A 24321-nucleotide genomic window follows, 5' to 3' on the forward strand; every position below is an offset into this window, starting at 1 on the left:
TTCTCCTGATACACTACAATCTCTATTGGTAGCTGGCTCCTCAGTCTGGTCCAACCAGATTGGATCATTGCCGTCCCGGCTGCTGCTCAAGCCCGCTCGCTTTCGTTCATGATTCCGCCACCGCCGCGCGCACCAGCGCGCCCGCCGCCCATTCCGCGACGGACATCATCTCACGGCTGTCCAGTCCCCATATGTCCTTCAGCACGATCAACACCTCGACGCCGAACATCATCGACAATGCCTGGGCAAGACGCTTGAACTGGCGCGGCTTGAGCTGCCCCTTGAGCGGCGCGATCGCATCCTTCAACAGATCGACACGATGGCCGCGCTTGAAGGCCGGTTCCGATCCAAGCGTGCCTGCCTGCTGGCGCGCCCACTGCTCAAGCGAAAGCTTGAGCGCCGCCTTGAACGTCGCCTCGAACGCCTCGATGCGCGGCATCGCCGTGGCGAACAGCTCGGCCACGCGCCGCTCCGGATCGTCGGATGCCGATTTCCAGGTCAGGATGGGACCAAGCCCTTCATCGACCACCGCCTGCACCAGCACCGCCTGGCTCGGAAAATAGCGATAAGCAGTGGCGCGCGAAACCTCCGCGGCCTCGGCAACCTCGCTGACCGAAGGCGTCACGCCTGACTGCATCAGCCTGGTCGCCGTGTCCAGCATCAGCCGCTTGGTGCGGGCACGCGGCCCCCTCTCGGCGGCGGGCATCTGCTCGGCATCTTCACCGGTCGCGGCTGGTTGACGTGAGACATTCATATCAATACGATACGCGCGTCTCAAAAAATTGCAATGGTGCGATGCAAGGCAATAAACGGCGGGCGGCATTGCCGGGCATGTCGGTGACGGGGAAACGCGGATGAAGCGCATCTATGTGGTCGGCACCGCCGACACCAAAGGTGAGGAACTCGCCTTCCTGGCCGATGCCGTCGTCAAGGCCGGCGGCGCCGTCGCTCGCGTCGATATCGGCACGCGCGGCGCGACTGTCCCGGTCGATATCTCGGCAAGCGAGGTGGCAGCGCATCATCCGAAGGGAGCCGGCGCCGTGCTCGGCATCGATGACCGCGGGGCCGCCGTTGCCGGCATGGGCGCCGCCTTCGCCAATTTCATCCGCTCGCACAACGACATCGCTGGCGTGATCGGCATCGGCGGCGGTGGCGGCACCTCGATCGTCACCGCCGGCATGCGCGCGCTGCCGCTCGGCCTGCCGAAGATCATGGTCTCGACGCTGGCCTCCGGTGACACCGCGCCTTATGTCGACGTCTCCGACATCGTCATGATGCCCTCGGTGACCGACATGGCTGGGCTCAACCGGCTGTCGCGCGTCGTGTTGCACAATGCCGCGCAGGCGATTGCCGGCATGGCGGCGAAGCCGGCCCCGGCCGTCGCCGGCAAGCCGGCGCTCGGATTGACCATGTTCGGCGTGACCACGCCTTGCGTGACGGCGATCGCCGAGCAGTTGCGCGCCGACTATGACTGCATGGTCTTCCACGCCACCGGCACCGGTGGCCGCTCGATGGAGAAGCTCGCCGATTCCGGCCTGCTTGCCGGCGTCCTCGACATCACCACGACCGAGGTCTGCGACTTCCTGTTCGGCGGCGTGCTGCCGGCGACGGAGGACCGGTTCGGCGCGATTGCCCGTACCAGGGTGCCTTACGTCGGCTCGGTCGGCGCGCTCGACATGGTCAACTTCTGGGCGCCGCCCACGATCCCCGAACGCTATCGCGGCCGTCTCTTCTACGAGCACAATCCCAATGTCACGCTGATGCGCACCACCGCCGACGAATGCCGCCAGATCGGCGAATGGATCGGCGGGCGGCTCGCCCGATGCGATGGCCCGGTCCGCTTCCTGATCCCGGAAAGGGGCGTCTCAGCGCTGGATGTCGAAGGCGGCGCCTTCTTCGACCTGGAAGCCGACGCAGTGCTGTTCGAAGCCATCGAACGCACGATCAAGCCGGCCGGGAACCGCACCGTGACGCGCCTGCCGCTGCACATCAACGACCCTGCATTCGCCAAGGCCGCGGCCGAGGCTTTCCTCGACATCGCCAGGAAGTGAGACACGACAAGCATGGCCGCCATCCCGCGCAAGGAAATCCTGGGAAAATTCCGCAAGATGATCGCCGATGGCGTGCCGATCGTCGGCGGCGGCGCCGGCACCGGCCTGTCGGCCAAAGCCGAGGAAGCCGGCGGCATCGACTTGATCATCATCTATAATTCCGGCCGCTACCGCATGGCTGGGCGCGGCTCGGCCGCGGGCCTGCTCGCCTATGGCAACGCCAACGAGATCGTCAAGGAAATGGCCTATGAGGTGCTGCCGGTGGTGAAGAAGACGCCGGTGCTTGCCGGCGTCAACGGCACTGATCCCTTCGTCATCATGCCGCTGCTGCTCGCCGAGCTGAAGACGATGGGCTTTTCCGGCGTGCAGAACTTTCCGACCGTCGGCCTGTTCGACGGCACCATGCGGCAGAGTTTCGAGGAGACAGGCATGGGCTTCGGCCTCGAGGTCGACATGATCGCCGAGGCACACAAGCTCGACCTCTTGAGCACGCCCTACGTTTTCAACCCGGACGAGGCGCGCGCCATGGCACGAGCCGGCGCCGACATCGTCGTCGCCCACATGGGCGTCACGACCGGCGGCTCGATCGGCGCCACGTCGGCGAAGTCGCTCGATGCCTGCGTCAAGGAGATCGACGCCATTGCCGACGCGGCGCGTTCGGTTAGCAAGGACATTATCCTGCTTTGCCACGGCGGGCCGATCTCGATGCCCGACGATGCGCGCTACATCCTGGAGCGCTGTGAGGGCCTGCACGGCTTCTATGGCGCAAGCTCGATGGAGCGGCTGCCGGCCGAAGCGGCGATCGCCAGGCAGACGGCGGATTTCAAGGCGGTCGCGGTCACGAAAAGGAAGGGATGAGACAATGGCCGACAGCAGCAAGGTGTTCGTCTACCCGAAGGACGTCAGCGCCTTCGGCTTCGACTGGGGCAAGCTGGCGCTGACAGTCGCGCCGGAAGTGAATGGCGCGGAACGCTTCTCCGGCGGTGTCGTCGACCTGCCGCCCGGCAAGGGCCACACCCGCCACAACCACCCCGGCGCCGAAGAGATCATCTTCGTCATCTCCGGCCATGGCGAGCAGATGGTCGAGGACGAGATAGGCAATCCCGTGGTGGCGAAGGTCGGGCCCGGCTGCACCATCTATGTGCCGGAAAGCCGGTTCCACTCGACGCTCAACACCGGCGACCAGCCGATGCAGCTTTTCGTCGTCTATTCGCCAGCCGGCCCGGAACTCGCGTTGCGCGACCTGCCGGATTTCAGGCTGCTGCCTGTAGGCAAGTAAGACTGTCGCCATTCCGTCCCGGCGTCATACGCCGGGACATCGGGCTCGAACTCAGAGCCCACCCCGGTTCCACCCACGCCCCCGATCGCCAAACATCACATAGCCCGCATCGGTCACCGCGACCGTATCTTCCAGCTTGATGAAGCCGCGTGTCGGGTGGAGCATGGTCGTCTCGACCGAAAGCACCATGTTCTTTTCCAGCGGCTTTGCCGCGTAGGTCCCTTCATAGGCGACCGGATGATTGGTCATCAGGAACGGCGCCTCATGGGTGATCAACCCCATGCCGTGGGCGAAGAAATCCGTGTATGCGGCGACCTTCGAAGCCTTCAGCACGCTCTCCGCATGGGCGATCATGTCGCCGCCCAGCGTGCCGGCCTTGACCTTGGAAAAGGCCGCCTGCTGCACGGCCTCGACCTCGGCCAGCAGGTCCTCCAGTTCGGCATCCGGCTCGCCGAGCACGCCCATGCGGCAAAGGTCGCCGATATAGCCGTGATAATTGCCGCCGGAATCGATCGACATCACCTCGCCTTTCTTCCAGGTCTGGCTCGAGGCGGCACGATTGTGGCTGGAGCCCAGCGTCAGCAGGCAGTACTCGAAATGCGCGCCGCGATTGGTCTCCTCGCGCCTGAGCCGCTCGATGATGTCGGTCTTGCTCGTGCCTTCCCTCGCCCAGGCGATGGTCGCCAACATGGAATCGGTGATCAGTTCGGAGGCGATGCGCAGCTGTTCCAGCTCGCTCTCGGTCTTGATGGCGCGCATGCGCTCCAGCATGTCGGTCGCGTCGATCAGCTTCGCATCCGGCAAAGCCTTGCGGATCAGCGTATAGGCATCGGACGGCAGGAAGCCCGGCTCGATGCCGATGCGAGCCGCGCTCTTGCCGATCTTGCGCAGATGCTCCACCGCGAGATTGGCGGCATCGAGCGTGCCCCAGGAGGCCGCATGCAAGGTCGGCGTCCAGAACGGATGGTTCTGGTGTTCGCCGCCTTCCATCTTGTTGCCGATATAGGCGGCATGTTCCGGCCCGCCCTTCTCATAAAGGACGATCGGCAGGTAGCGGCTGTGGCCGATCGCATCCATGGCCGCGAAGAAGATGAACTTGTAGCCGCCGAGCAGATATTGCGTGTTGTGCTTGGAAGTGGCGAACAGCACGTCAATGCCGGCCTCGTCCATCAGCCGGTCGATCCGCGCCTGATCGAACGGAATGCTGACCTCGGTTTTGCCCGGAGCGATGTTCATCTGCCTCTCCCTGGAACTGTCGGCCTTCTCAAGCGGCCAGTCTCGATGTTAGCCAAATCTGCATCATTTTGGCCTCTCTGGTCCAGCCAGAATTGATACAAACTCGACAATGGCTACGTCGCGGCGTCTCCATCTACGTCAGTTTGGTTTATCTGGTCCTACCAGATTGGTGATTTGCGTTTCCCGGACATAACTGGTCCAGCGGACGAAAATTTCAAAGCCAAGCCATGATGCGCCAAATCCGTCTCTGGCGAAACCTTTGGCAAGGGCGATAATCACCGCATTGCCGCGCCTGCCGACGCGCGAAGAGGGGAGTCTGATCGATGTCCGAATTGACGATTTCACGCCGCGGCCTGCTGGCCGGCTCGGCGCTGCTTCTAGCTTCGACCGCGCTCCCGACCATCGGCCGGACCCAGGCGCCGAAGAGGGGCGGAAGGCTGATCGTCGCCGCCGACTCCGAGCCGCGCAACCTCAACCCGGCGATCGTCGCCTCCAACGGTGTCTTCTTCATCTCCAGCAAGATCGTCGAGACGCTGGCCGAGGCCTCCTTCGACGGCAAGGACGGGCTTGAGCCGCGCCTGGCGCTTTCCTGGCAAGGCGCCACCGACGGCCTGTCGGTGACCTTCAAATTGCGTGACGGCGTGAAGTGGCATGACGGCAAGCCTTTCACGTCCGCTGACGTCGCCTTTTCCGCGTTGAGTATCTGGAAGCCGCTGCAGAATCTCGGCCGCACCGTGTTCAAGGACCTCGAGGCCGTCGACACGCCGGACGAATTGACGGCGGTCTTCAAATTCGCCAAGCCGACGCCGTTCCAGCTAATCCGCAACGCGCTGCCAGCGCTGTCGAGCGTCGTGCCGAAGCATGTCTACGAGGTGGGCAAGATCGAGGAGAACCCGGCCAACAACGCGCCGGTCGGCACCGGCCCGTTCAAATTCGCCGAATACAAGGCCGGCCAATATTACCGCCTGTCGAAGAACGATGCCTATTGGGGCAAGGACGAGCCCTATCTCGACGAGATCGTCTACCAGGTGCTACCGGACCGCACCTCGGCCGCCGCCGGGCTTGAAGCCGAAGAGATCCAGCTCGCCGCCTTTTCCGCCGTGCCGCTCGCCGACCTCGGCCGCATTGCCAAAGTGCCCGGCCTGAAGGTCATCACCAAAGGCTATGAGGGTCTGACCTACCAGCTCGTCGTCGAGATCAACCACCGCCGCAAGGAACTGGCCGACCTCAAGGTGCGGCAGGCGATCGCGCATGCCATCGACAAGGATTTCGTCGTCAAGACGATCTTCCTCGGCTACGCGGCGACCGCCACGGGGCCGGTGCCGAAGAACGATCCGCAATTCTACACCGCCGACGTGCCGACCTATCCCTTCGACGTCGCCAAGGCCAACGCGCTGCTAGACGAAGCCGGCTATAAGCGCGCCGACGACGGCAAGCGGTTTGCGCTGAAACTGCTGCCCGCGCCCTACTTCAACGAAACGAAGCAGTTCGGCGACTATCTGCGCCAGGCGCTCGCCGCCATCGGCATCGACGCCGAGATCGTCAACAACGATTCCGCCGCGCATATCAAGGCGGTCTACACCGACCACGCCTTCGACCTCGCCGTCGGCCCCCCGGTGTTCCGCGGCGACCCGGCCATCTCGACCACTATCCTTGTGCAGAGCGGCATCCCGGACGGCGTGCCTTTTTCCAACCAGGGCGGCTACAAGAACCCCGACCTCGACGCGCTGATCGCCAAGGCATCCGAGACGCTCGACACCACCGCCCGCACCGAACTCTATAAGCAATTCCAGAAGAAGGTGGCCGCCGACCTGCCGCTGATCAACGTCGCCGAATGGAGCTTCATTTCCGTCGCCCGCGACACCGTCGGCAACATCGCCAACAACCCGCGCTGGGCGGTGTCGAACTGGGCGGACACCTATTTGGAATCGTGACACACTTGCGCGGATGAGCGTTCGCGGCGAACTCATCGTAGACTTCGAGCTCTACGATACCCCCCTCTGTCCTGCCGGACATCTCCCCCTCAAGGGGGGAGATCAGCGGCTTGTCTGTCCCGCCGGTCCTGCAACGTTCGGGATTGGCGAAGCCAGTGGTGAAGGTCAATCTCCCCCCTTGAGGGGGAGATGTCCGGCAGGACAGAGGGGGGTGGCTTGGCGCAATAATAGCCAGCAAATCGCCAAGTCTCCGAGGCGCGCATGACCCGCGCCATAACCCTCCTGCGCCGCCGCCTCGTCGGCAGTTTTTTCGTGCTCCTGATCGTCGTCATCGGCAGCTTCCTGCTTCTCGAAGCTGCCCCCGGCGATGCCGTCGACGCCTACATCGTCTCGACCGGCGGCGATGCCGGTATGATCGAGTTGCTGCGCCACCGCTGGGGCCTCGACCAGTCTGAACTCACCCGCCTTGCCAACTATCTCTGGGCGCTGTTGCGCCTCGACCTCGGCCAGTCCGTCACCTTCTCGCGACCGATCCGCGAAGTCATTCTCGAACGCCTGCCGACCACGCTGATGCTGATGGGCAGTGCCACCGCGCTCTCCTTCGGCCTCGGTTCGGCGCTCGGCATCTATGCCGGCGCACGGCCCGGCAGCTTTCGCGATCGCTTCCTCTCGATCAGCTCGCTGGCGCTTTACGCCGTACCGGGCTTCTGGCTAGGCCTGGTGCTCATCGTCGTCTTCGCCGTCGACCTGCGCTGGCTGCCGATCGGCGGCATCGAGACCATCGCTTCCGGCAAGACCGGGTTGGCGCGCGCTGCCGACATCGCCACCCATCTCGTGCTGCCGGTATCGGCGCTCGGCTTCATCTATCTGGCGCTCTATCTGCGCATGATGCGCGCCGGCATGGCCGAGGCCTGGCGGCAGGATTTCGTGCTCGCCGCCCGCGCCAGGGGCCTGCCGCGCCGGCGCATCGTGCTTGCCCATGTCGCCCGCAACGCGCTCTCGCCGCTGGTCACCATGCTTGGCCTGCAATCAGCGCAGATGCTGGGCGGCAGCGTCGTCATCGAAAGCGTCTTTGCCGTACCGGGGCTTGGCCGGCTGGCGCAGGAGGCCGTCGCCGGACGCGACACGCCGCTGCTGCTCGGCATCATCCTGGTCAGCGCCGTCCTGGTCATCGTCATCAACCTTCTGGTCGATCTCGCCTATGCCTTCCTCGATCCGCGCGTCGGCGCCGGCGAGGCCGGCGCATGAACCGGCTGCGTCGCTTCTTTCGCACGCCGGAAGCAATCGCCGGCGCAAACACCCTAGCCTTGCTCATTGTGATGGCATTGGCGGCTCCGCTGCTGTTTCCCGGCGACCCGCAGGCAATCGCCGGCCCGGCTCTGTTGCCGCCGTTCCAGGACTGGTCGCTGCCCCTCGGCACCGACCGGCTCGGTCGCGACGTGCTCGCCGAGCTTTTCCACGGCGCCCGCACCTCGCTGGCAGTCGGGCTGGCGGCGGCCGCCGCGGCGCTGCTGATCGGCGCGGTGGTCGGCACTTTAGCCGGCTTCGCAGGCGGCCTGATCGACGAAGCGTTGATGCGCATCACGGATGCCTTTCAGACCGTTCCGAGCTTCCTGCTCGCGCTTGCCTTCGTTAGTATCGTCGGGCCATCGCTGGGCGTCGTCGTGGCGGCGATCGCGCTCGGCGCCTGGACCGGGCCGGCGCGCGTCGCCCGCGCGGAGGTGCTGTCGATCCGCGAACGCGACTACGTCGCCGGCGCTCGCGTCATCGGCATGCAGCCGATGGAGATCGCCTTCCGCGAGGTGCTGCCCAACGCCCTGCCTCCGGTGCTGGCGCTGTCTTCGGTGATCGTGGCGGCGGCGATCCTGACCGAGGCGGCGCTTTCGTTCCTCGGACTCGGCGATCCCAACCGCGTCACATGGGGCGGCATGATCGCCGAGGGCCGCGCCGTTTTGCGCACCGCGCCTTTTCTGTCGATCGTTCCGGGTATCGCGCTCGTGCTGACGGTGCTCGGCGTCTACCTCGCCGGCGAAGGCGTGGTGGAAAGCAGCGCGGTGCGCAGGAGCCTGTCGTGACCACGCTGCTCTCGATCCGCGACCTTGCCGTGCGCTACCGTGGCGATGGCTTGGCGGCGCTCAAGGGCATCAGCCTGGACGTCGAGGCCGGTGAGCGCCTGGCGATCATCGGCGAAAGTGGCTCGGGCAAAAGCACGCTGGCTCTGGTGATTGCTGGGTTGTTGGCGTGGGGTGCCAAGATCGATGGGTGCATCGACTGGTTCTTGCCGACAGACGCTGACGCCAGGGGATCGAAGGATCGCCAAGCAAGCGCGATTAACTCGAGCACGCCCCGCCTCGGCCGCGACATCGGTTTCATCTTCCAAGACCCCTCCTCCAGCCTCGACCCGGTCATGCCGGTCGGCAGGCAAATCGCCGAAGTCGCCCGCGCTCATCTCGGCATCGGCTGGCAAGACGCCTTTGCGATAGCCAAATCCCTCCTTGAGCGCGTGCGCCTCCCCGATCCTGATGCCATCCTCCGCGCCTATCCGCACCAACTCTCCGGCGGCCAGAGGCAGCGCGTGGCGATCGCCGCGGCCATCGCCGCCGGACCAAAGCTCTTGATCGCCGACGAGGCGACCAGCGCGCTCGACACCATCGTGCAGGCCGAGATTGTCGCCCTGATCCGCAGGCTGGTAGCCGAGGACGGCATGACGCTGCTTTTCATCAGCCACGACATCGCGCTCGCAGCCACACTTGCCGATCGCATCGCGGTGCTGCGCCATGGCGAACTGATTGACCTCGGCGAGACCAATCAGATCCTGGACGCACCACGCCACGTCTACACCCGGGCCCTGCTCGACGCCCATCTCGGCCTTGACGCAGCGCCTTTGCTTGATCGGCGAGGCGCTCAGTCATGACCGTGCTTGCCGTCTCCGATCTCACCAAGCGCTATCGTCGCGGTGGCAAGCCTTTCGCCGCGGTCGAGGCCGTTTCCTTCGAGATCGGGCAGGCGCAGACGCTGGCGCTCGCCGGCCCGTCCGGAAGCGGCAAATCGACGATCGCAAGGCTGGTGCTGCGGCTTTTGGAACCTGATGCCGGCCGCATCGAGTTCGAGGGTGCGGACTTTCTTGCATTGTCAGGAGCAGCTCTGCGCGCCAGACGGGCTAAGCTCCAGATGGTCTTCCAGGACCCTCTCGCCGCGTTCAATCCGCGCGCCACCGTGGCGCGCGTGCTGGACGATCCCTTGCGCATCCACGGCATCGCCTCGCACACCGAGCGCCCGCACCGTATCGCGGCACTGCTGGAGCGCGTCGGCCTCGACGCCGGCCTTGCCCAGCGCGCCATCCACGAGATTTCCGGCGGTCAGCGCCAGCGGGTGGCGATCGCCCGCGCCATCGCCACGCGGCCGTCGCTGATCGTGCTCGACGAAGCCGTGTCGGCGCTCGACGTATCGGTGCGCGGACGGATCCTGGAATTGCTCCTCGACCTGCAAAGCCAGGAACGGATCGCCTATCTGTTCATTTCCCATGACCTCGGCGTCATCCGAGCTGTCGCGCATCGCGTCGTCATCCTCGATGCCGGCCGGATCGTCGAGAGCGGCGATGCCCGCGCCGTCATCGCCGATCCGCAATCGGCGATCGGCAAGGCGCTGGTGGCGGCGACACCCAGACTGAACAGGAACCGACCATGATCCCGCAAAGTGGGAACCGGTTCGCGGACAAGATCATGGCCAAACACCATCATCAGGACGTGCCTATGAACGATTCCGAAGCCGCCAGAGCCGAAAAACTGTCACGCGAACTCGACTCCGCCTTCCGCAACCGCGCCGACCTCTACCGCCTGTTGCTCGACGAGCTGACGGCCGAGATCGGCCCCGAGCAGGCCGAAGCGGTGATGATCCGAACCATCGAGAAACGGGGCCGGGAAGTCGCGGCTGCCGCCTTCGCCGGCTTCGGCCCCAACGACGCGCCGGCGATCGGCGAGGCGTTTCTGGCCGTCAGTCCGGACGGTGGCCGCATGTATCCCACCGATGTCGAGCGTGGCCCCGACCATATCGCTTTCAGGGTGAGGCGCTGCCCGCTGAAGGACGCCTGGATCGAGGCCGGCGTCGGCGAGGAAAAACTGGCCACACTGTGCCGTATCGCCGGCGCCTTCGACCGCGGCCTGTTCGAGGCCACGGGCGTGCGCTTCGCCAATGTCACCTGGACGCCGGGCCATGGCCCCGGCTGCTGCCATATCGCGCTGACCAACCGCGACGCTTAGCCGGAGAACTGTTCAGCCTTCGGCAAAGACGTGCAGCTCGCCGCCTGCTTCCTCGATCGCAGCGCGCAGCTCCCCCGCCGGCTCGCTGTCGGTAACGACGTCGGAAATATCGCTCAACGCGCAAACGCGTTCGAGGCTGCCGCGGCCGAACTTGTCGTTGGTGACGACCAGCATCGTCGACAGCGACCGCGCCATCATCGCGCGTTTCACCGCCGCGGCACCGGAGACCATGTCGCTCGGTCCCTCGGCGTTCAGCGCCGAGGCCCCGATGATGGCGACGTCGGCATTGTAGCGGCGCACGAATTCGACCGTGTCCTCGCCGAGCACGGCGGCCTCGCGGCTGTCATAGGTGCCGGGGCAAAGGATGACGCGGAAACTGGGATTGGCGCCGGCCACTGAGGCGACGCCGACGGAGTTGGTGATGATCGTCAGATCCCGGCCGAACTGCGAGAGGCTGCGCGCGACCTCGTAGGTGGTCGACCCGCCATCGATCATCACGATGCGGCCCTTCTCGATCAAGCCGGCGGCACCACGCCCGACGCGGGCCCGTTCCTCGACCATGGTGAGGCCACGTTCGGCGATCACGGGTTCCGACGTCACCAGCGAAATGGTCGCGCCGCCATAGGTGCGGTTGATCAGCCCCGCCTCGCCAAGCTCGATGAGGTCGCGGCGGATGGTCTCGCCGGCGACGCCGATACGCCGGGCGAGCTTCGAGATGCGGATCGACGCCGAGCGCCGGACCTCCGACAGGATCAGCTCATGTCGCTCTTTCTTCGTCAGTCGGCCCGGTTCGATGTTCATCGCTCTTTCCTTCGCTGCGGCGATTGCCAAATGACTAAAGCCGGCGCCGGAGATACGTCCCCGGCGTCAAGACCTTAGCCATGCCGACAACGCCGGGAAAGCCGGCGCTTCAATGCCTCAGCCGATCGCGCATGGCGTACCACAGCATGCCAAGCACATAGAGCGGGCCGCGCAGCGCCGTGCCTCCGGGGAACGGCAGCGGCGTCAGCGTCGAGAACAGGTCGAGCCGCGAGGCGTCGCCGGTAATCGCTTCCGCCAGCAGCTTGCCCGACAGCGTCGACAGGATGACGCCCTTGCCGGAATAGCCATGCGCGAAATAGACCTCGCCGTAATGCCCGACATGCGGCAGGCGCGACGTGGTGACGGACACCAGTCCGCCCCAGGCGTGGTCGATGCGGCAGCCGCGCAATTGCGGAAAAGTCCTTTCCATATGCGGCCGCACGAAGCCGGCGATGTCGGCCGGCGGCGACGGCGTGTAGCGCTCGCCGCCGCCGAACAGCAGGCGGCCATCCGCCGACATGCGGTAGTAGTTGACGACGAAGAGCGTGTCTGAGACCGCGACATTCGCCGGGATGACATTGCGTTCGCCCAAAGGCTCGGTGGCGACGATATAGTTGCCGACCGGCATGATGCGGCTGTTGACGCGTGGTTCGAGCCCCTTGAGCAGCGCGTCGCCGGCCAGCACGACATGCCTGGCGCGGACCGAGCCCTTGTCGGTGAACACCCGGATGGAAGGCTCGCGCTCCAAGCGAACCGCTACCGAGTTCTCGTGGATGATGACGCCGGCGCTGACCGCCGCGCGGGCGAGCCCCAGCGTGTAGTTGAGCGGATGCATGTGGCCGCCGAGCCTCTCGAAGACCGCGCCTTGATAAGGCGTGTCCACCATCTGCCGCGCCTGCGCCGCCGACAGGATCTCGACATCCGTAAACTTCATCACCTTGGCGAGGCACTCGGCTTCTGCCTCGAAGTCACGCATGTCGGACCCGTTGACGGCGCCGACGAGATGGCCGGTCTGGCGCAGGTCGCACGCGATGCCGTGGCGCTCGATGATGTCGAGCACCAGTCCGTGAGCCTCGAAAGCCAGATCGAACAGCGCCTTTGCCCGTTCCGCCCCGAAGGCTTTGACCAGGCCCCTGGCGCCCTTGCGCAGGCCTGGGATCATCTGGCCGCCATTGCGGCCCGAAGCGCCCCAGCCGATCCTGCCGCCTTCGAGCAGCACCACCTTCAGGCCGCGCTCGGCCGCATGCAGCGCCGCCGACAGCCCGGTGCAGCCACCGCCGACCACCACCAGATCTGCCTCGACATCGCCGGCTAAAGCCGGATGGTCGGGCGCTGGATTGGCGGTGGCGACATAGTAGGATTTGCCGATATCGAGACCGGAATTGAAACCTGTTGAACGGGCCATGGTCACACCTTGAGCAACAGATGGTCGCGCTCCCACGACGTCACGACGCTCTGGAACAGGTCGAGCTCGACGCTCTTCACGCGCAGATAGGTCTGGAAGAAATCCTCGCCGAGCAGTGCCCGCACCGGGCCGCAGGCCGAGAAACGCTCCAGCGCTTCCTCCATGGTTTTCGGCAGCGTGCTCCGGCTGCGATAGGCATTGCCGAAGGCTTCCGGCGAGCGCGCAAGCCTCTCCACGATGCCGAGATAGCCGGCGATCAGCGAGCCGGCCATGGCGAGATAGGGATTGGCATCGGCGCCGGGCAGCCGGTTCTCGATCCGCCGTGCGGCGCGCCCACCCATCGGCACGCGCAGGCCGCAGGAGCGATTGTCATGCGACCATTCGACGTTGGCCGGCGCGCTGTGGTTTGGCCGGATGCGCCGGTAGGAGTTAACGTTGGGCGCAAACAGCGGCATGATTTCGGGGACATACTTCTGCAGACCGCCGATGAAATGCGCGAACATCCCCGTGTCCTCGCCGTCCTTGCTTGCAAACAAGGGCTCGCCCCTCTCGTCGACGATCGACATGTGCAGATGCATCGAGCTGCCGGCCTGCGCAGCGATCGGCTTGGCCATGAAGGTGGCGTGCATGCCGCTCGCCTGAGCTGCCTGGCGTGCCAGGCGCTTGAACAAGAGCACCTTGTCGGCGAGCGCCAGCGGATCGCCGTGCAGGAAGTTGATTTCAAGCTGTGCCGTGCCGGATTCATGGATCAGCGTGTCGAGCGGCAGACCGGCGGTCGCGGCATGTTCGTAAAGACGCCGCGTCACCGCCTCGAATTCCTCCAACGCCTGCATGTCGTAAGGATGCTGCACGCTTTCCGGCCGGCCGTTGCGCCCGACCGGCGCGGTCAGCGGCCGGTCCGGATCGGGGTTGGGCGCGGTCAGATAGAATTCCAGTTCCGGCGCCATCACCGCGCGCCAGCCGCGTTGGCGGTAGAGGTCGAGCACCGCTCTCAGGACATGGCGCGGCGACGCCATCCAGGGCCGGTCGTCCATATGGAAGGTGTCGGCAATGACATAGGCCCTGCCGGCGCTGCCTGGCGCAACGCACAGCGTCGAAAGGTCGGGCACCATGCGCGTGTCGGGATCCTGGTAGGCAAAACCCTCGTCGATGGAGCCGGAATAGCGGCCGTCGATGGCGACCAGGAAGGCGCTGCTCGGCAGATAGAGCGCCCGGTCCCCGAGCGATTTGAGGAATTTGGCCGCCGGCAAGGCTTTGCCGCGCAGCACGCCATTGACGTCGGGCACGAGGCACTCGACCTCGTTGATCGCATGCGTTTTCAGCCAGCTCTGCGTGTCCGCGCCGGCGAGTGAAGAGTCATGATTGTCAGGCATTGGTCATGTCCGTACGAAGGAGAAATCGCTTCGGCGGGCATGTCCGTTCTGGTAGGGCGTTATCTAAGCTGCGTTATCCGAGAACGGACGCCCGCCTGTTGACCGGCCGAAGGCCGGGTCCAGCGCGCCTTGCACCCCTTCGGTCCAACCGTCGCGGACGACATGCGAACCGACCTTGGTCTCCTCCGCGCGCTGCAGGTTCTCGTGGCGGCAGCAGCGCATGATCAGCGATACCCCGCGCGCGCAAAAGAAATACCGCAGGCAAAGACGGAATGCCTGGCGCGGTATCGCTGTTCTGCAGCTTGCATGACGGGTCTCATCGAGGAACGGGACTTGGAGGTTTGACCGATCATCGGTTCCGGCGCAAGGCCGTTTGCCAAAGACGCCTCAGCCGATGCTCTCGCCGCCATCCACGACCAGGGCTTGTCCGGTCATGAAGGACGAACGGTCGGAGACAAGGAACAGGATGGCTTCGGCGATCTCCTCCGCGCTCGCCCACCGCCCCATCGGGATCTTGGTGCGGACGTAGTTTTCGATCGCGTCGCGCCCGCCCATCTGGGCGATGAACGGTTCGTTGAACGGCGTGTCGACCCAACCCGGGCAGAGCGCGTTGATGCGCACATTGTGTTTGGCGTAGTCGAGCGACATCTGCCTGGTCATCGCCACCACGGCGTGCTTGGAGGTGGCATAGGCGATCATCTCGCGATCGTAGAAGACGCCGGAATTGGACGCCGTGTTGAGGATGACGCCGCCGCCCTGCGCGATCATCGAAGGCATGACCGTTTTTGCCGCCAGGAACTGGGCCCGCACGTTGATGCGCCACGAGGCATCCATCCCGTCCGTGCCAACTTCGGTCAGCGTGCCGCCGACCTGGATGCCGGCGTGGCTGTGCAGGATATCGATCCGGCCATGCTTGCCGAGCGTTCCCTCGATGAGGCCCTCGACGGCCGTGTCATTGCCGACATCGGTGGCGACCGCCTCGGCGCGACCCCCGGCTTCGCGGATGTCGGAGGCCGTGGCTTCGCCCGCCGCCGGATCACGGTCGGCGATCACCACGACCGCACCTTCCCTGGCCATGATAAGCGCGCCGGCACGCCCGATGCCCGATCCAGCGCCCGTCACCACGGCGATGCGGTCTTTCAAAATCATGGGTTTGTCTTTCAAGGCGATGGTTTTCGTCGGCCGAGCTGCCATTGGGCAAGCAGCACGAGCAGGACCGAGGCGGCGAGCACGATCGTCGCGATGGCATTGATTTCCGGCGTCACGCCGCGCCGGATCGAGGCGAAGACATAGATCGGCAGTGTCGTCTGCGCGCCGGCGACGAAGAAGGCGATGATGAAATCGTCGAAGGAAAAGGTGAAAGCGAGCAGAAAGCCGGCGATCACCGCCGGCATGATCTGCGGCAGCACGATCGAGCGGAACGTCGTCAGCGGCGTGGCGTAGAGATCGCTCGATGCCTCGACCAGGTTGCGGTCGAGGCTGGCGAGCCGCGTGCCGACGATCATCGTCACCAGCGCCATCGAAAACAGGCCGTGCGCGGCGATGATCGAGCCGTAGCCGAGCGCAAGACGCGGCGGCTGACCGGTCGGCCACAAAGACGCGAGGAACGGATTGACGACGGCGAACAACTGCACCAGCGCGACCAGCGTCGAGATGCCGATGACGACGCCCGGAACGACGATCGCCGCGCCCAGCAAGGCGTCGAACGCCGCCCTTGTCCGGGCGCCGACGCGCTGCAGCCCGAGCGCTGCGGCGGTGCCGCAGAACGCGGCAAGCACCGCGCTGGTGGTGGCGATGAACAGGCTGTTCTTCAGCGCCTCGACCAGGAACGGGTTGGACAGCGCCTTGCCGTACCACTGGGCGGAGAAGCCGGTGAACTCGCTGGCATGATGGCCGGCGTTGAAGGAGAACAGCACGACCAGCGCGATCGGCAGATAGAGGAAAGCGAAGACGGCGACGACGAAGGCACGCATCAGATCAGGTCCACCCGGCGTGCGCCCGAAAGCCGGGTCGAGATGCGGTTGGCGACGATCAGCACCACCACCGAGACCAGCACCAGCGTGATGGCGATGGCTGAACCGAACGGCCAGTTGCGCGACTGCAGGAACAGGTCGACCAGCGCGTTGCCGATGAAGAACACCTTGCCGCCGCCGAGCAGCGTCGGGATCAGATATTCGCCGAGCAGCAGGATCATCACCAAAGAGAAGCCGGTCATGACGCCGGGCAGCGACAGCCTGAGCGTCACGCCGAGGAAAGTCGACAGCGGCGTGGCGCCCAGATCGGCAGAGGCTTCCAGCAGCCGGCGGTCGAGCCGCTCCAGGCTGACATAGATCGGCAGGATCATCAGCGGTAGGTAGCCGTAGACGATGCCGAGCAGCACGGCGCCCGGCGTATTGATCAGTCGCAAATCCTCGATGCCGACATAGGCAAGCAAGGCCGGGATGCCCCGCCCGCCAAGAATGTACATCCAGGCATAGGTGCGCATCAGCAGGCTGGTCCAGAACGGAATGACGATCAGCGCGAGCAGGATCAGCCGCCAGCGTTGCGGTGCGCGCAGCGCGAGGTAATAGGCGACCGGATAGGCAACCAGCAGGCAGCCGAGCGCGCCGACCGGCGCCAGCACCATTGTGTTCCAGAAGGCGGTCGCACGCGCCGGCAGGTTGGCGTATTGCGCCAACGTCAAGGCAGCCTGGTAGCCGCCCTCCGGCGCCCGCTCGCCGACGCTGAAAATGGCGATGGCGACGAAGGGCAGTACCAGGAACACGACCAGCCACGCCGCCGCCGGAGCAAGCAGCAGCGCCGTCACGAGATTCTTGCGAAAGAGACTGCCGCGCATCGAGAAAACCGTTTGGGCACCGGCGGACCTTCGTCCGCCGGTCGCATTTTATGGTTCGGGTTTGTTGCCGGGCGCGCTCAAGCCGACTTGAAGCGCGCCATCAGCTCGGCGCGGCCCGGATCGGTCAGCGTCGCGGCGGCGCCGAACTCGAGCGGCTTCAGGAGATCTGCTGCCGGATAGAGGATCGGGTTGTCGAGCACCTCCTTCGGCAGCAGCGCGTTGACGCGCGCATCGATCGAGGGTGCGCCGTTGGCCAGATGCTCTTTCACCGCCACCTTCGGGTTCATCAGATAGTTGAGCAGCGCATAGCCGGCGGGCTTGTTCGGCGCATCCTTCGGGATGGCGTAGAAATCGGTCCAGATTTCGCCGCCTTCCTTGCCGAGCACATAGGCGATCTCGGGAATGTCGCGATGGAGCTGCGCGCCGTCATTGGTCCAGCACATGGTCATCCAGGCGTCGCCGGCGCGCATTCCGGGCTGATAGTCGCTCGACACCGCGAAGAGATGCGGCTTGACCTTGAGCAGCAGTTCCTCGGCCTTGGCGAGCTCGTCCTGCTTCAGCGAGTTGAATGAGTAGCCGTAATACTTCAACGCATTGCCGATCGTGGTCAGCTGATAGTCATGCACCATGGTGCGGCCGTCGCCTTCAGCCATGGCCGTGTCCCAGAACTCCTTCCAGCTCGACATCGGCTTGGTCAGCTTCTTGGTGTTGACGGCAAAGCCGGTCGTGCCCCAGTTCTTCGGCACCGCGTAGGTCGTGGCGTCGATCGTGCCTTCCGCCGTGAAGCGCGCATCCTCCGACTTGCCGTCGAAATTGCCGAGCTTTGCCATGTCCAGCGGCTCGATGATGCCGAGCTTCTTGTAAGTCGAGATGGTGTAGTTGGTCGGCACGAACAGGCTCCAGCCCGAGCCGCCGGCCTGCAGCTTGGCCAGCATCTCCTCGTTCGATCCGAAGACGTTGACCTCGACGGCCACGCCCGTCTCGGCCTTGAAGTTCTCGAAGGTCTGCGGGTCATGATAGTTCGGCCAGGTGGCGATCGACATGCGGTCGCCGAGGCTTTCGGCGGCGAAGGCCGGCGTCGGCATGATGCCGAGCTCGCGCGCCATGACCGCGGTCGCGACGCCAAGGCCGGTGAGGCCGAGGAAGTCGCGCCGGCTGATCGAGCCGCGCTTCAGGCGCATCAACTGGTCGACGAATTTATCGGGGCTTATCGGCAGTCCGTCACGATGGGATTTCGGCATTTTGGTCTTCCCTCTGGTTGGTCCCGTTGTTCTTGGGGTGCGGAAACGCCAGCGGCGCTCCGGCGGCAAAGCCGATGGCGACGGGTTCGCCCGGCTTGAAGAGATTGCCCTTGCCGATCACGTGATCGGCCTTGGCGAGCAGTGATCCGATGCCCTGGACCTCGATTGCGTACTCGGCTGTCGAGCCCAGGAAAATCCGGTTGCGGACGATGCCCTTCAAGGCGCCGCCTCCGGGCGCCGAGAGGCTGAGCGCTTCCGGCCGCAGGCTGACGGACACGGCCTCGCCGCGGCTGAGCGGCAGCCGCTTGCGCGCCGAAATCACGGTGCCGTCGGCAAGCGCGACTTCGACGAGGTCGCCCGAGAGTGCGGCCACCTTGCCGCTGACGAGATTGGTCTTGCCGACGAAGTCAGCCACGAACAGGTCCGCCGGCTCGTCATAGATCTCGCTCGGCTGCCCGAGTTGGACGACGCGGCCGCCATTCATGACGCAGACGAAGTCGCTCATCGACAGCGCCTCCTCCTGGTCGTGGGTGACCAGCACGAAGGTGATGCCGATCTCGCGCTGCAAATTCTGCAGCTCGATCTGCATGTCGGTGCGCAGCTTCTTGTCGAGCGCCGCCAGCGGCTCGTCCAGCAGCAGCACCGCCGGCTTGTTGACCAGCGCCCGGGCGAGCGCGACGCGCTGCTGCTGGCCGCCGGAGAGCTCGTGGATCTTGCGGCGGCCGTAGCCGGCGAGCTGCACCATGGAAAGCGCCTCGCCGGCCCTTGAGGAGATCTCGCGCGACGACAGCCGCGGCCTCGCCTGGCGCAGGCCGTAGGAAATGTTCTCCTCGACATCGAGATGCGGGAACAGCGCATATTGCTGGAACACCATGTTGACCGGGCGCCGGTAGGGCGGCGTTCCGGCCATGTTGTTGCCGCGGATCAGCACCTGGCCCTCGCTAGGTTGCTCGAAGCCGCCGATCATGCGCAGGCACGTCGTCTTGCCGCAACCGGAGGGGCCGAGCAGCGCCACGAAGGCCGAAGGCGGGATGGCAAGGTCTATGCCGCCGACCGCGGTGACGGCGCCGTAGCGCTTGGTGACAGCGCGAAATTCGATATCGGGCACTGCAGTCAAGCCACGGGCTCCAGCGATAGCGTGAGGCAATGTTGTGACGCTAGCAGAGCCAATGGCGCCTAGTATATACCTCGTAGGTGGTATATTTAGCCGATTTTATCGTTTTGAGGGGTATGAATTGGCCGCCTCCCGCAGTGATGACTATAACGCTTTAGCCGCCGTGATCGCCGCCACGCGCGAGACCGGCGGCGACCATTTCGGCAAGGCGATCGTCGGCTGGCTGCGCGGCCATGTCCGCTTCGACCACTGCGTGATCTTCGGCTATCGCGGCGCTGCGCGGCCGCCGCTTTTGTTCGAGACCTTCTCGCCGACGGAGAGCCATATATTTGTCGCCCTCTACCAGGAGGGACCCTATCTGCTGGACCCGTTCCACCACGCCGCGGTCGAGCGCAAGGAAGGCTTCTGGCGCATGCGCGAGCTCGCCCCGGACCGCTTCTATGCCAGCGAATACTATCGTTCCTATTACAGCCAGACCCGGCTCGCCGAGGAAGTCGGCTTCTTCGTGCCGCTGGCCGGCAAGGACGCGCTCGTGCTGTCGCTGATGCGGCTGCGCGCCACCGGGCCGTTCGGAACCGCCGACGCCAGGCTGTTGCGCGACATGGCGCCGGCGGTGATCGGCTTCTGTAAGCAGCGCTGGCCGTCCTTGCCCGCCGACGAGGTTGTGCTGCCTCCCTCCGGCGAAACCATCGCAATGGCCAACGAGCTCGATCGCGCGCATATCTGGAAGAGCCTGTCGCTGACGTCGCGCGAAAAACAGGTCGTCGACCTCGTGCTTCAGGGCCACTCCACGGAATCGATCGCCAGGGCGCTGCGCATCGTGCCCGGCACCGTCAAGGTCCACCGCCGCAACATCTACCGCAAGCTCAAGATCAAGTCGCAGGCCGGTCTCTTCGCACGCTTCGTCGAGATCATCGAGGCGCGGCTCGGATAGCGCGGCTGAACCGCGACAAGCGCCCAGGCAACCCCTCTTGGGCAAGCGCCGGCGCGAGGCTTGCAGCGGCGCGCGTTAACCGTCTATCGTGCAGCGCCAAGAACAGCCGGGCAGGCATCGCGGCGGCGACTTAAACGACGGAACAATTTTCAGGACGAATGAAGTAACGCTTAGCCAATGGCCGACAAATCGCAATTCGGACTGATCGCTGTCGATACCGTTCCGCTGCACGAGAAAGTCTATCTGGAGCTCGTGCGGGCCCTTATGTCGGGCCAGTTGCAGCCCGGCCAGAAGCTGACCTCGCGCAAGCTCGCCAAGGAGCTCGGCACCAGCGATATGCCGGTGCGCAGCGCCTTCACGCGGCTGCAGGCGCTCAAGGCGCTGAGCCCGATGCCGAACGGCAGCGTCGAGGTGCCGATGATCTCCGCCGACCGCTTCCAGCAACTGACCGCGGTGCGCACGATCCTCGAGGGCACGGCAACCGAGTTCGCGACAAAACGCATCAACGGCAACAATCTGCGCGCCATCCGCCGTCACTGCACCGAACTCACCCAGGCCGCGCGCAGCGGCGACATCGAAAACTATCTGCTTAAGAACCACGACTTCAAATTCTCGATCTATCGCCATTGCGGCAACGAGCAGATGATCTTCCTGATCGAGACGGTGTGGATGCAGGTCGGTCCTTTCCTGCGAAATCTGCGCATCGGCTTCGAGGACGATCTCGCCGGCATTCTGGGCATCGACTACCACGAGGAAGTCGTCGCGGCGATCGAGGCCGGTGACGGCGAAAGGGCGCGTGCGGCGATCGTGCGCGACATTGACGAAGGCGCCACCCACATACTTAGCCAGGTCAAGTTCCCGGAGCTGCGCCAGTAGGGACTTGAGGGCGGAGCGCTCGTCTATTCATCTCGGCGGAGCAAAGAGCGAAGCGACGCGGCTGAGACCGAAGGATGAAGAAGTTGCGCGGAATCGGCCAATCCCTAAGGAATGCGACCCATCGGCGGGCTTCAAATCAACCGATCAAATGCCCTTGGCTTTCCCTCACCCGCCAGCTATGTTGCGATCGCAGATCGCAGAGATTGGACCCGAAATGCCGCCCGATATCCCAGCTAGTGACTTGAAAAAATGAAGAAAAATCATTCGGCTCCAGCCGGATAGGTCTTCATGAACTCACAAGCTGAAAAATGGATATCGTAGCCGACAGGGGCTACAGCACCTTCGAAAAGGGCTGGAAATTGAGCGACGCAATTGCTGACGTTTTGAACTGGCTTGAAAGTAGGAAGGACATCCAGAGCCTGCGGGCAGCGGTATGCGACCTGAACGGCATCATGCGCGGCAAGCGCATTCCGGTCGAGCAGGCGCGCAAGGCGCTCGAGGGCAAGCTGCGCATGCCCTACTCGGCCATCGGCCTCGACATCTGGGGCGAGGACATCGAAGGCAACGCCCAGGTGTTCTCGACCGGCGACGCCGACGGGCTTTGCCACTGGACGGGACGCGGCATACTGCCCGTCAACTGGACGGCGCATCCCACGGCGCTGTTGCCGGTCTGGCTGGCGGACGACAGCGGCGCGCCCTATCTCGGCGACCCGCGCCGGGCGCTGGCCCGCATCCTCGACCGCTATGCCGCGCTTGGCCTGACGCCCGTCACCGCGACCGAGCTCGAATTCTACCTCGTCGATCCGACATCGCAACGTCCGGTCGGCCCCGTCTCGCCGGTCACCGGGCGGCGCCTGGATTCCGACGCCGCGCTTTCGATCGATGAGGTCGACGATTTCGAGGCTTTCATCCACGACATCTACGAAGCCTGCCGCATGCAGGACATTCCGGTCGACACCGCGATCGCCGAGAACGGCGTCGGCCAGTTTGAGATCAACCTCAACCATGTGCCGGACGCGTTGCGCGCGGCGGACGACGCGGTGCTGTTCAAGCGCACTGTCAAGGGGATCGCGCGCAAGCACGGTTTCGCCGCCTGCTTCATGGCCAAGCCCTATGGCGAGCGCGCCGGCAACGGCTTCCACGTTCATTTCAGCGTCCTCGACAAGGATGGCCGCAACGTCTTCGACGACGGCTCCGATCAGGGCTCCGACACCATGCGCCACGCGGTTGGCGGCTTGCTCGCCGCGATGGCGCAAAGCACGCTGGTGTTCGCGCCGCATTTCAATTCCTACCGCCGGCTGCGGCCACGATCCTATGCCCCGACCGCGGTCGCCTGGGGCTACGAAAACCGTATGGTGGCGATTCGCATTCCGGGCGGCCCGTCGGCCGCGCGCCGCATCGAGCACCGCGTCTCCGGCGCCGATGCCAATCCCTATCTGGTGCTGGCGGCGATCCTGGGCGCGGCGTTGATCGGCATCGAGCGCCAGCTCTCGCCCGGCGAGCCGACCGGCGGTGAGGGCCAGGGACTGCCGCTCGCCAAGCTGCCGCCGGATTGGGCTTCGGCGATCGCCGCTTTCGAGGCCGGGCCGCGTGTTGCGGAAATCTTCCCGACCGTGTTGCGTGACGCCTTCATCGCCTGCAAGCGCCAGGAGTTGAACACGTTCGCGCTCAACGTCAGCGACTTCGAGATCGAGACCTATCTCGAGAGTGTTTGAGAACGGCCGCCGTTGCAGGCTGCCGCTCTGTTCGCGTCCTGATGGCGTCAAGCCAGCCCGAACCGCTCCACGGCGCGCATGATGCCGCGCAGCTCGGCGAGGCCCTTCAGCCGGCCGATCAGCGAGTAGCCGGGATTGATCTTTTTCTTGCCGATGTCGTCGGCGAGGAGATGGCCGTGGTCCGGCCGCATCGGAATGCGCCAGTCGGCGCGACCTTCCTTGCGACGGCGCGCCTCCTCCTGCATCAAAGCGAGGATGACATGCGCCATGTCGGTGCCGCCCTCGAGATGCTCGGCTTCATGGAACGAGCCGTCCTCTTCGATGGTGATGTTGCGCAGATGGACGAAGTGGATGCGGTCGGCGAATTCCCTGACCATCGCGACAATGTCGTTGTCGGCGCGCGTGCCGTAGGAGCCGGTGCAGAAGGTCAACCCATTGGCCGGGCTGTCGACGGCATTGAGGATGAAACGCGCGTCGTCGGCGGTCGAAACGATGCGCGGCAGGCCGTAGAGCGAGAAGGGCGGATCGTCCGGATGGATGCACATGCGCGCACCTTCCTCTTCGGCCACCGGAACGATCTCGCGCAGGAACCAGGCGAGGTTGTCGCGCAGTTCTTTCGGTCCGATCGCGTCGTATTCGGCCAGCGCCTCGCGAAAACTGTCCCTGTCGTAGCTGCGCTCGGTTGCCGGCAGGCCGGCGATCAGGTTGCGCTCGATCCGCTCTATCTGATCCGACGTCAGCGACTTCAGTCGCGTCCCGGCTTCGGCAATGCGCGCCGGCGTATAGCTGGCGGCGCCATTCTTGCGTTGCAGCACGAAAAGATCATAGGCGGCAAAGTCGATGGCATCGAAGCGCAGCGCATAGCCGGTCGTCGGCAGGCGATACATGAGGTCGGTGCGCGTCCAGTCGACCACCGGCATGAAATTGTAGCAGATCGTCTTGATGCCGGCCCTGGCGAGCGTGCGGATGCTGTCGCGGTAATAACCGGCATAGCGCTCGCGTTCCGGGGCGCCGATCTTGAAGGAATTGTGGACCGGGATGCTCTCGACGACCGACCATGTCAGGCCGGCGGCCTCGATGATCCGCTTGCGCTCGAGCACGTCGGCTTCGGGCCATGCCCTGCCGTCGTAGATGTGGTGAAGCGCCGAAACCACGCCTGTGGCGCCGGCCTGTTTGACATGCTCAAGCGTCACCGGATCATCCGGACCATACCAGCGCCAGCACTGTTCCATGAAGCCTCCTCGATGTCAGGTAGGCGACAATATTG

At 64.9% G+C, this 24321-nt stretch carries 23 protein-coding genes; 12 read left to right on the forward strand and 11 right to left on the reverse strand.

Features of this window, described 5'->3' with window-relative positions:
- Positions 1-106: 106 nt before the first annotated feature.
- Positions 107-754 carry a TetR/AcrR family transcriptional regulator gene (locus tag F3H96_RS23735; RefSeq protein WP_149804119.1) on the reverse strand — a complete coding sequence of 216 codons (648 nt, stop codon included), beginning with the start codon at positions 752-754 and terminating at the stop codon, positions 107-109.
- Between the two features lie 100 nt (positions 755-854).
- Here F3H96_RS23735 and F3H96_RS23740 point away from each other — a divergent pair, with 100 nt between their 5' ends.
- From F3H96_RS23740 to F3H96_RS23750, 3 genes are read left to right on the forward strand one after another with little or no spacing between them, the layout of a single operon-like run.
- Positions 855-2051, forward strand: a complete 1197-nt coding sequence (locus F3H96_RS23740) for a Tm-1-like ATP-binding domain-containing protein (protein WP_149804120.1) — start codon at positions 855-857, stop codon at positions 2049-2051.
- A gap of 12 nt (positions 2052-2063) precedes the next feature.
- Positions 2064-2909 (forward strand): phosphoenolpyruvate hydrolase family protein, encoded by an 846-nt coding sequence (locus F3H96_RS23745; RefSeq protein WP_149804121.1) that lies wholly within the window; start codon positions 2064-2066, stop codon positions 2907-2909.
- Between the two features lie 4 nt (positions 2910-2913).
- A complete protein-coding gene (locus F3H96_RS23750; RefSeq protein WP_149804122.1) occupies positions 2914-3330 on the forward strand; it encodes a cupin domain-containing protein in 417 nt (138 codons plus the stop codon).
- Between the two features lie 51 nt (positions 3331-3381).
- On the opposite strand, the gene F3H96_RS23755 is transcribed toward F3H96_RS23750, so the two are convergent.
- A complete protein-coding gene (locus F3H96_RS23755; protein WP_149804123.1) occupies positions 3382-4566 on the reverse strand; it encodes a Xaa-Pro peptidase family protein in 1185 nt (394 codons plus the stop codon).
- A 323-nt stretch (positions 4567-4889) separates the two neighbouring features.
- Here F3H96_RS23755 and F3H96_RS23760 point away from each other — a divergent pair, with 323 nt between their 5' ends.
- The 6 genes from F3H96_RS23760 to F3H96_RS23785 all read left to right on the forward strand — a co-directional run bounded on the left by F3H96_RS23760 (position 4890) and on the right by F3H96_RS23785 (position 10759).
- Positions 4890-6500: an ABC transporter substrate-binding protein gene (locus F3H96_RS23760; RefSeq protein WP_149804124.1), complete on the forward strand. Its 1611-nt coding sequence runs from the start codon at positions 4890-4892 to the stop codon at positions 6498-6500.
- A gap of 261 nt (positions 6501-6761) precedes the next feature.
- Entirely contained in the window at positions 6762-7748 is a 987-nt protein-coding gene (locus tag F3H96_RS23765; protein ID WP_149804125.1) for an ABC transporter permease, read from the forward strand.
- A complete protein-coding gene (locus F3H96_RS23770; RefSeq protein ID WP_149804126.1) occupies positions 7745-8575 on the forward strand; it encodes an ABC transporter permease in 831 nt (276 codons plus the stop codon). The genes F3H96_RS23765 and F3H96_RS23770 overlap by 4 nt, the downstream gene beginning before the upstream one ends.
- Positions 8572-9414, forward strand: coding sequence for an ABC transporter ATP-binding protein (locus F3H96_RS23775; protein WP_149804127.1), 843 nt, complete (start codon positions 8572-8574; stop codon positions 9412-9414). Before F3H96_RS23770 ends, F3H96_RS23775 begins: the two co-directional genes overlap by 4 nt.
- On the forward strand, positions 9411-10187 hold the full coding sequence (locus tag F3H96_RS23780) for an ATP-binding cassette domain-containing protein (protein WP_149804128.1): 777 nt from the start codon (positions 9411-9413) through the stop codon (positions 10185-10187). Before F3H96_RS23775 ends, F3H96_RS23780 begins: the two co-directional genes overlap by 4 nt.
- Positions 10188-10222: 35 nt before the next feature.
- Complete coding sequence (locus F3H96_RS23785) at positions 10223-10759, forward strand: L-2-amino-thiazoline-4-carboxylic acid hydrolase (protein WP_244620125.1); 537 nt, start codon at positions 10223-10225, stop codon at positions 10757-10759.
- Positions 10760-10771: 12 nt separating this feature from the next.
- On the opposite strand, the gene F3H96_RS23790 is transcribed toward F3H96_RS23785, so the two are convergent.
- The 8 genes from F3H96_RS23790 to F3H96_RS23825 all read right to left on the reverse strand — a co-directional run bounded on the left by F3H96_RS23790 (position 10772) and on the right by F3H96_RS23825 (position 19532).
- Positions 10772-11560 (reverse strand): DeoR/GlpR family DNA-binding transcription regulator, encoded by a 789-nt coding sequence (locus F3H96_RS23790; RefSeq protein WP_244620126.1) that lies wholly within the window; start codon positions 11558-11560, stop codon positions 10772-10774.
- Between the two features lie 109 nt (positions 11561-11669).
- Positions 11670-12965, reverse strand: a complete 1296-nt coding sequence (locus tag F3H96_RS23795) for an FAD-binding oxidoreductase (protein ID WP_149804129.1) — start codon at positions 12963-12965, stop codon at positions 11670-11672.
- 2 nt (positions 12966-12967) lie between these two features.
- Positions 12968-14338, reverse strand: a complete 1371-nt coding sequence (locus tag F3H96_RS23800) for a glutamine synthetase family protein (protein WP_149804130.1) — start codon at positions 14336-14338, stop codon at positions 12968-12970.
- A 387-nt stretch (positions 14339-14725) separates the two neighbouring features.
- On the reverse strand, positions 14726-15487 hold the full coding sequence (locus F3H96_RS23805) for a glucose 1-dehydrogenase (protein ID WP_149804131.1): 762 nt from the start codon (positions 15485-15487) through the stop codon (positions 14726-14728).
- A gap of 11 nt (positions 15488-15498) precedes the next feature.
- On the reverse strand, positions 15499-16311 hold the full coding sequence (locus tag F3H96_RS23810) for an ABC transporter permease (protein WP_149804132.1): 813 nt from the start codon (positions 16309-16311) through the stop codon (positions 15499-15501).
- Entirely contained in the window at positions 16311-17174 is an 864-nt protein-coding gene (locus F3H96_RS23815; RefSeq protein WP_149804133.1) for an ABC transporter permease, read from the reverse strand. The genes F3H96_RS23810 and F3H96_RS23815 overlap by 1 nt, the downstream gene beginning before the upstream one ends.
- Before the next feature lie 77 nt (positions 17175-17251).
- Positions 17252-18415: a spermidine/putrescine ABC transporter substrate-binding protein gene (locus tag F3H96_RS23820; RefSeq protein ID WP_149804134.1), complete on the reverse strand. Its 1164-nt coding sequence runs from the start codon at positions 18413-18415 to the stop codon at positions 17252-17254.
- Complete coding sequence (locus F3H96_RS23825) at positions 18396-19532, reverse strand: ABC transporter ATP-binding protein (RefSeq protein WP_149804135.1); 1137 nt, start codon at positions 19530-19532, stop codon at positions 18396-18398. Before F3H96_RS23825 ends, F3H96_RS23820 begins: the two co-directional genes overlap by 20 nt.
- 118 nt (positions 19533-19650) lie before the next feature.
- Between F3H96_RS23825 and F3H96_RS23830 the strand changes: the two genes are divergently transcribed.
- The 3 genes from F3H96_RS23830 (at position 19651) to F3H96_RS23840 (ending at position 23054) form a co-directional block, all read left to right on the forward strand.
- Positions 19651-20463 (forward strand): LuxR C-terminal-related transcriptional regulator, encoded by an 813-nt coding sequence (locus tag F3H96_RS23830; protein WP_244620127.1) that lies wholly within the window; start codon positions 19651-19653, stop codon positions 20461-20463.
- Positions 20464-20640: 177 nt separating this feature from the next.
- Complete coding sequence (locus F3H96_RS23835) at positions 20641-21339, forward strand: GntR family transcriptional regulator (protein ID WP_149804137.1); 699 nt, start codon at positions 20641-20643, stop codon at positions 21337-21339.
- A gap of 359 nt (positions 21340-21698) precedes the next feature.
- The gene (locus F3H96_RS23840; protein WP_149804151.1) at positions 21699-23054 is read left to right on the forward strand and encodes a glutamine synthetase family protein; all 1356 of its coding nucleotides are present in this window, start codon (positions 21699-21701) and stop codon (positions 23052-23054) included.
- 47 nt (positions 23055-23101) lie between these two features.
- Here F3H96_RS23840 and uxuA read toward each other — a convergent pair whose 3' ends face one another.
- The gene (gene uxuA, locus F3H96_RS23845; protein WP_149804138.1) at positions 23102-24286 is read right to left on the reverse strand and encodes a mannonate dehydratase; all 1185 of its coding nucleotides are present in this window, start codon (positions 24284-24286) and stop codon (positions 23102-23104) included.
- Positions 24287-24321 lie beyond the last annotated feature (35 nt).

It is taken from the genome of Mesorhizobium sp. NFR06, assembly GCF_900115245.1.
Classification (GTDB): Bacteria; Pseudomonadota; Alphaproteobacteria; order Rhizobiales; family Rhizobiaceae; genus Mesorhizobium.

Coding starts and splice junctions, on each gene's coding strand:
- F3H96_RS23735 (WP_149804119.1), bottom strand. CDS start 754: ATGAATGTCTCACGTCAACCAGCCGCGACCGGTGAAGATGCCGAGCAG.
- F3H96_RS23740 (WP_149804120.1), top strand. CDS start 855: ATGAAGCGCATCTATGTGGTCGGCACCGCCGACACCAAAGGTGAGGAA.
- F3H96_RS23745 (WP_149804121.1), top strand. CDS start 2,064: ATGGCCGCCATCCCGCGCAAGGAAATCCTGGGAAAATTCCGCAAGATG.
- F3H96_RS23750 (WP_149804122.1), top strand. CDS start 2,914: ATGGCCGACAGCAGCAAGGTGTTCGTCTACCCGAAGGACGTCAGCGCC.
- F3H96_RS23755 (WP_149804123.1), bottom strand. CDS start 4,566: ATGAACATCGCTCCGGGCAAAACCGAGGTCAGCATTCCGTTCGATCAG.
- F3H96_RS23760 (WP_149804124.1), top strand. CDS start 4,890: ATGTCCGAATTGACGATTTCACGCCGCGGCCTGCTGGCCGGCTCGGCG.
- F3H96_RS23765 (WP_149804125.1), top strand. CDS start 6,762: ATGACCCGCGCCATAACCCTCCTGCGCCGCCGCCTCGTCGGCAGTTTT.
- F3H96_RS23770 (WP_149804126.1), top strand. CDS start 7,745: ATGAACCGGCTGCGTCGCTTCTTTCGCACGCCGGAAGCAATCGCCGGC.
- F3H96_RS23780 (WP_149804128.1), top strand. CDS start 9,411: ATGACCGTGCTTGCCGTCTCCGATCTCACCAAGCGCTATCGTCGCGGT.
- F3H96_RS23785 (WP_244620125.1), top strand. CDS start 10,223: ATGGCCAAACACCATCATCAGGACGTGCCTATGAACGATTCCGAAGCC.
- F3H96_RS23790 (WP_244620126.1), bottom strand. CDS start 11,560: ATGAACATCGAACCGGGCCGACTGACGAAGAAAGAGCGACATGAGCTG.
- F3H96_RS23795 (WP_149804129.1), bottom strand. CDS start 12,965: ATGGCCCGTTCAACAGGTTTCAATTCCGGTCTCGATATCGGCAAATCC.
- F3H96_RS23800 (WP_149804130.1), bottom strand. CDS start 14,338: ATGCCTGACAATCATGACTCTTCACTCGCCGGCGCGGACACGCAGAGC.
- F3H96_RS23805 (WP_149804131.1), bottom strand. CDS start 15,487: ATGATTTTGAAAGACCGCATCGCCGTGGTGACGGGCGCTGGATCGGGC.
- F3H96_RS23810 (WP_149804132.1), bottom strand. CDS start 16,311: ATGCGTGCCTTCGTCGTCGCCGTCTTCGCTTTCCTCTATCTGCCGATC.
- F3H96_RS23815 (WP_149804133.1), bottom strand. CDS start 17,174: ATGCGCGGCAGTCTCTTTCGCAAGAATCTCGTGACGGCGCTGCTGCTT.
- F3H96_RS23820 (WP_149804134.1), bottom strand. CDS start 18,415: ATGCCGAAATCCCATCGTGACGGACTGCCGATAAGCCCCGATAAATTC.
- F3H96_RS23835 (WP_149804137.1), top strand. CDS start 20,641: ATGGCCGACAAATCGCAATTCGGACTGATCGCTGTCGATACCGTTCCG.
- uxuA (WP_149804138.1), bottom strand. CDS start 24,286: ATGGAACAGTGCTGGCGCTGGTATGGTCCGGATGATCCGGTGACGCTT.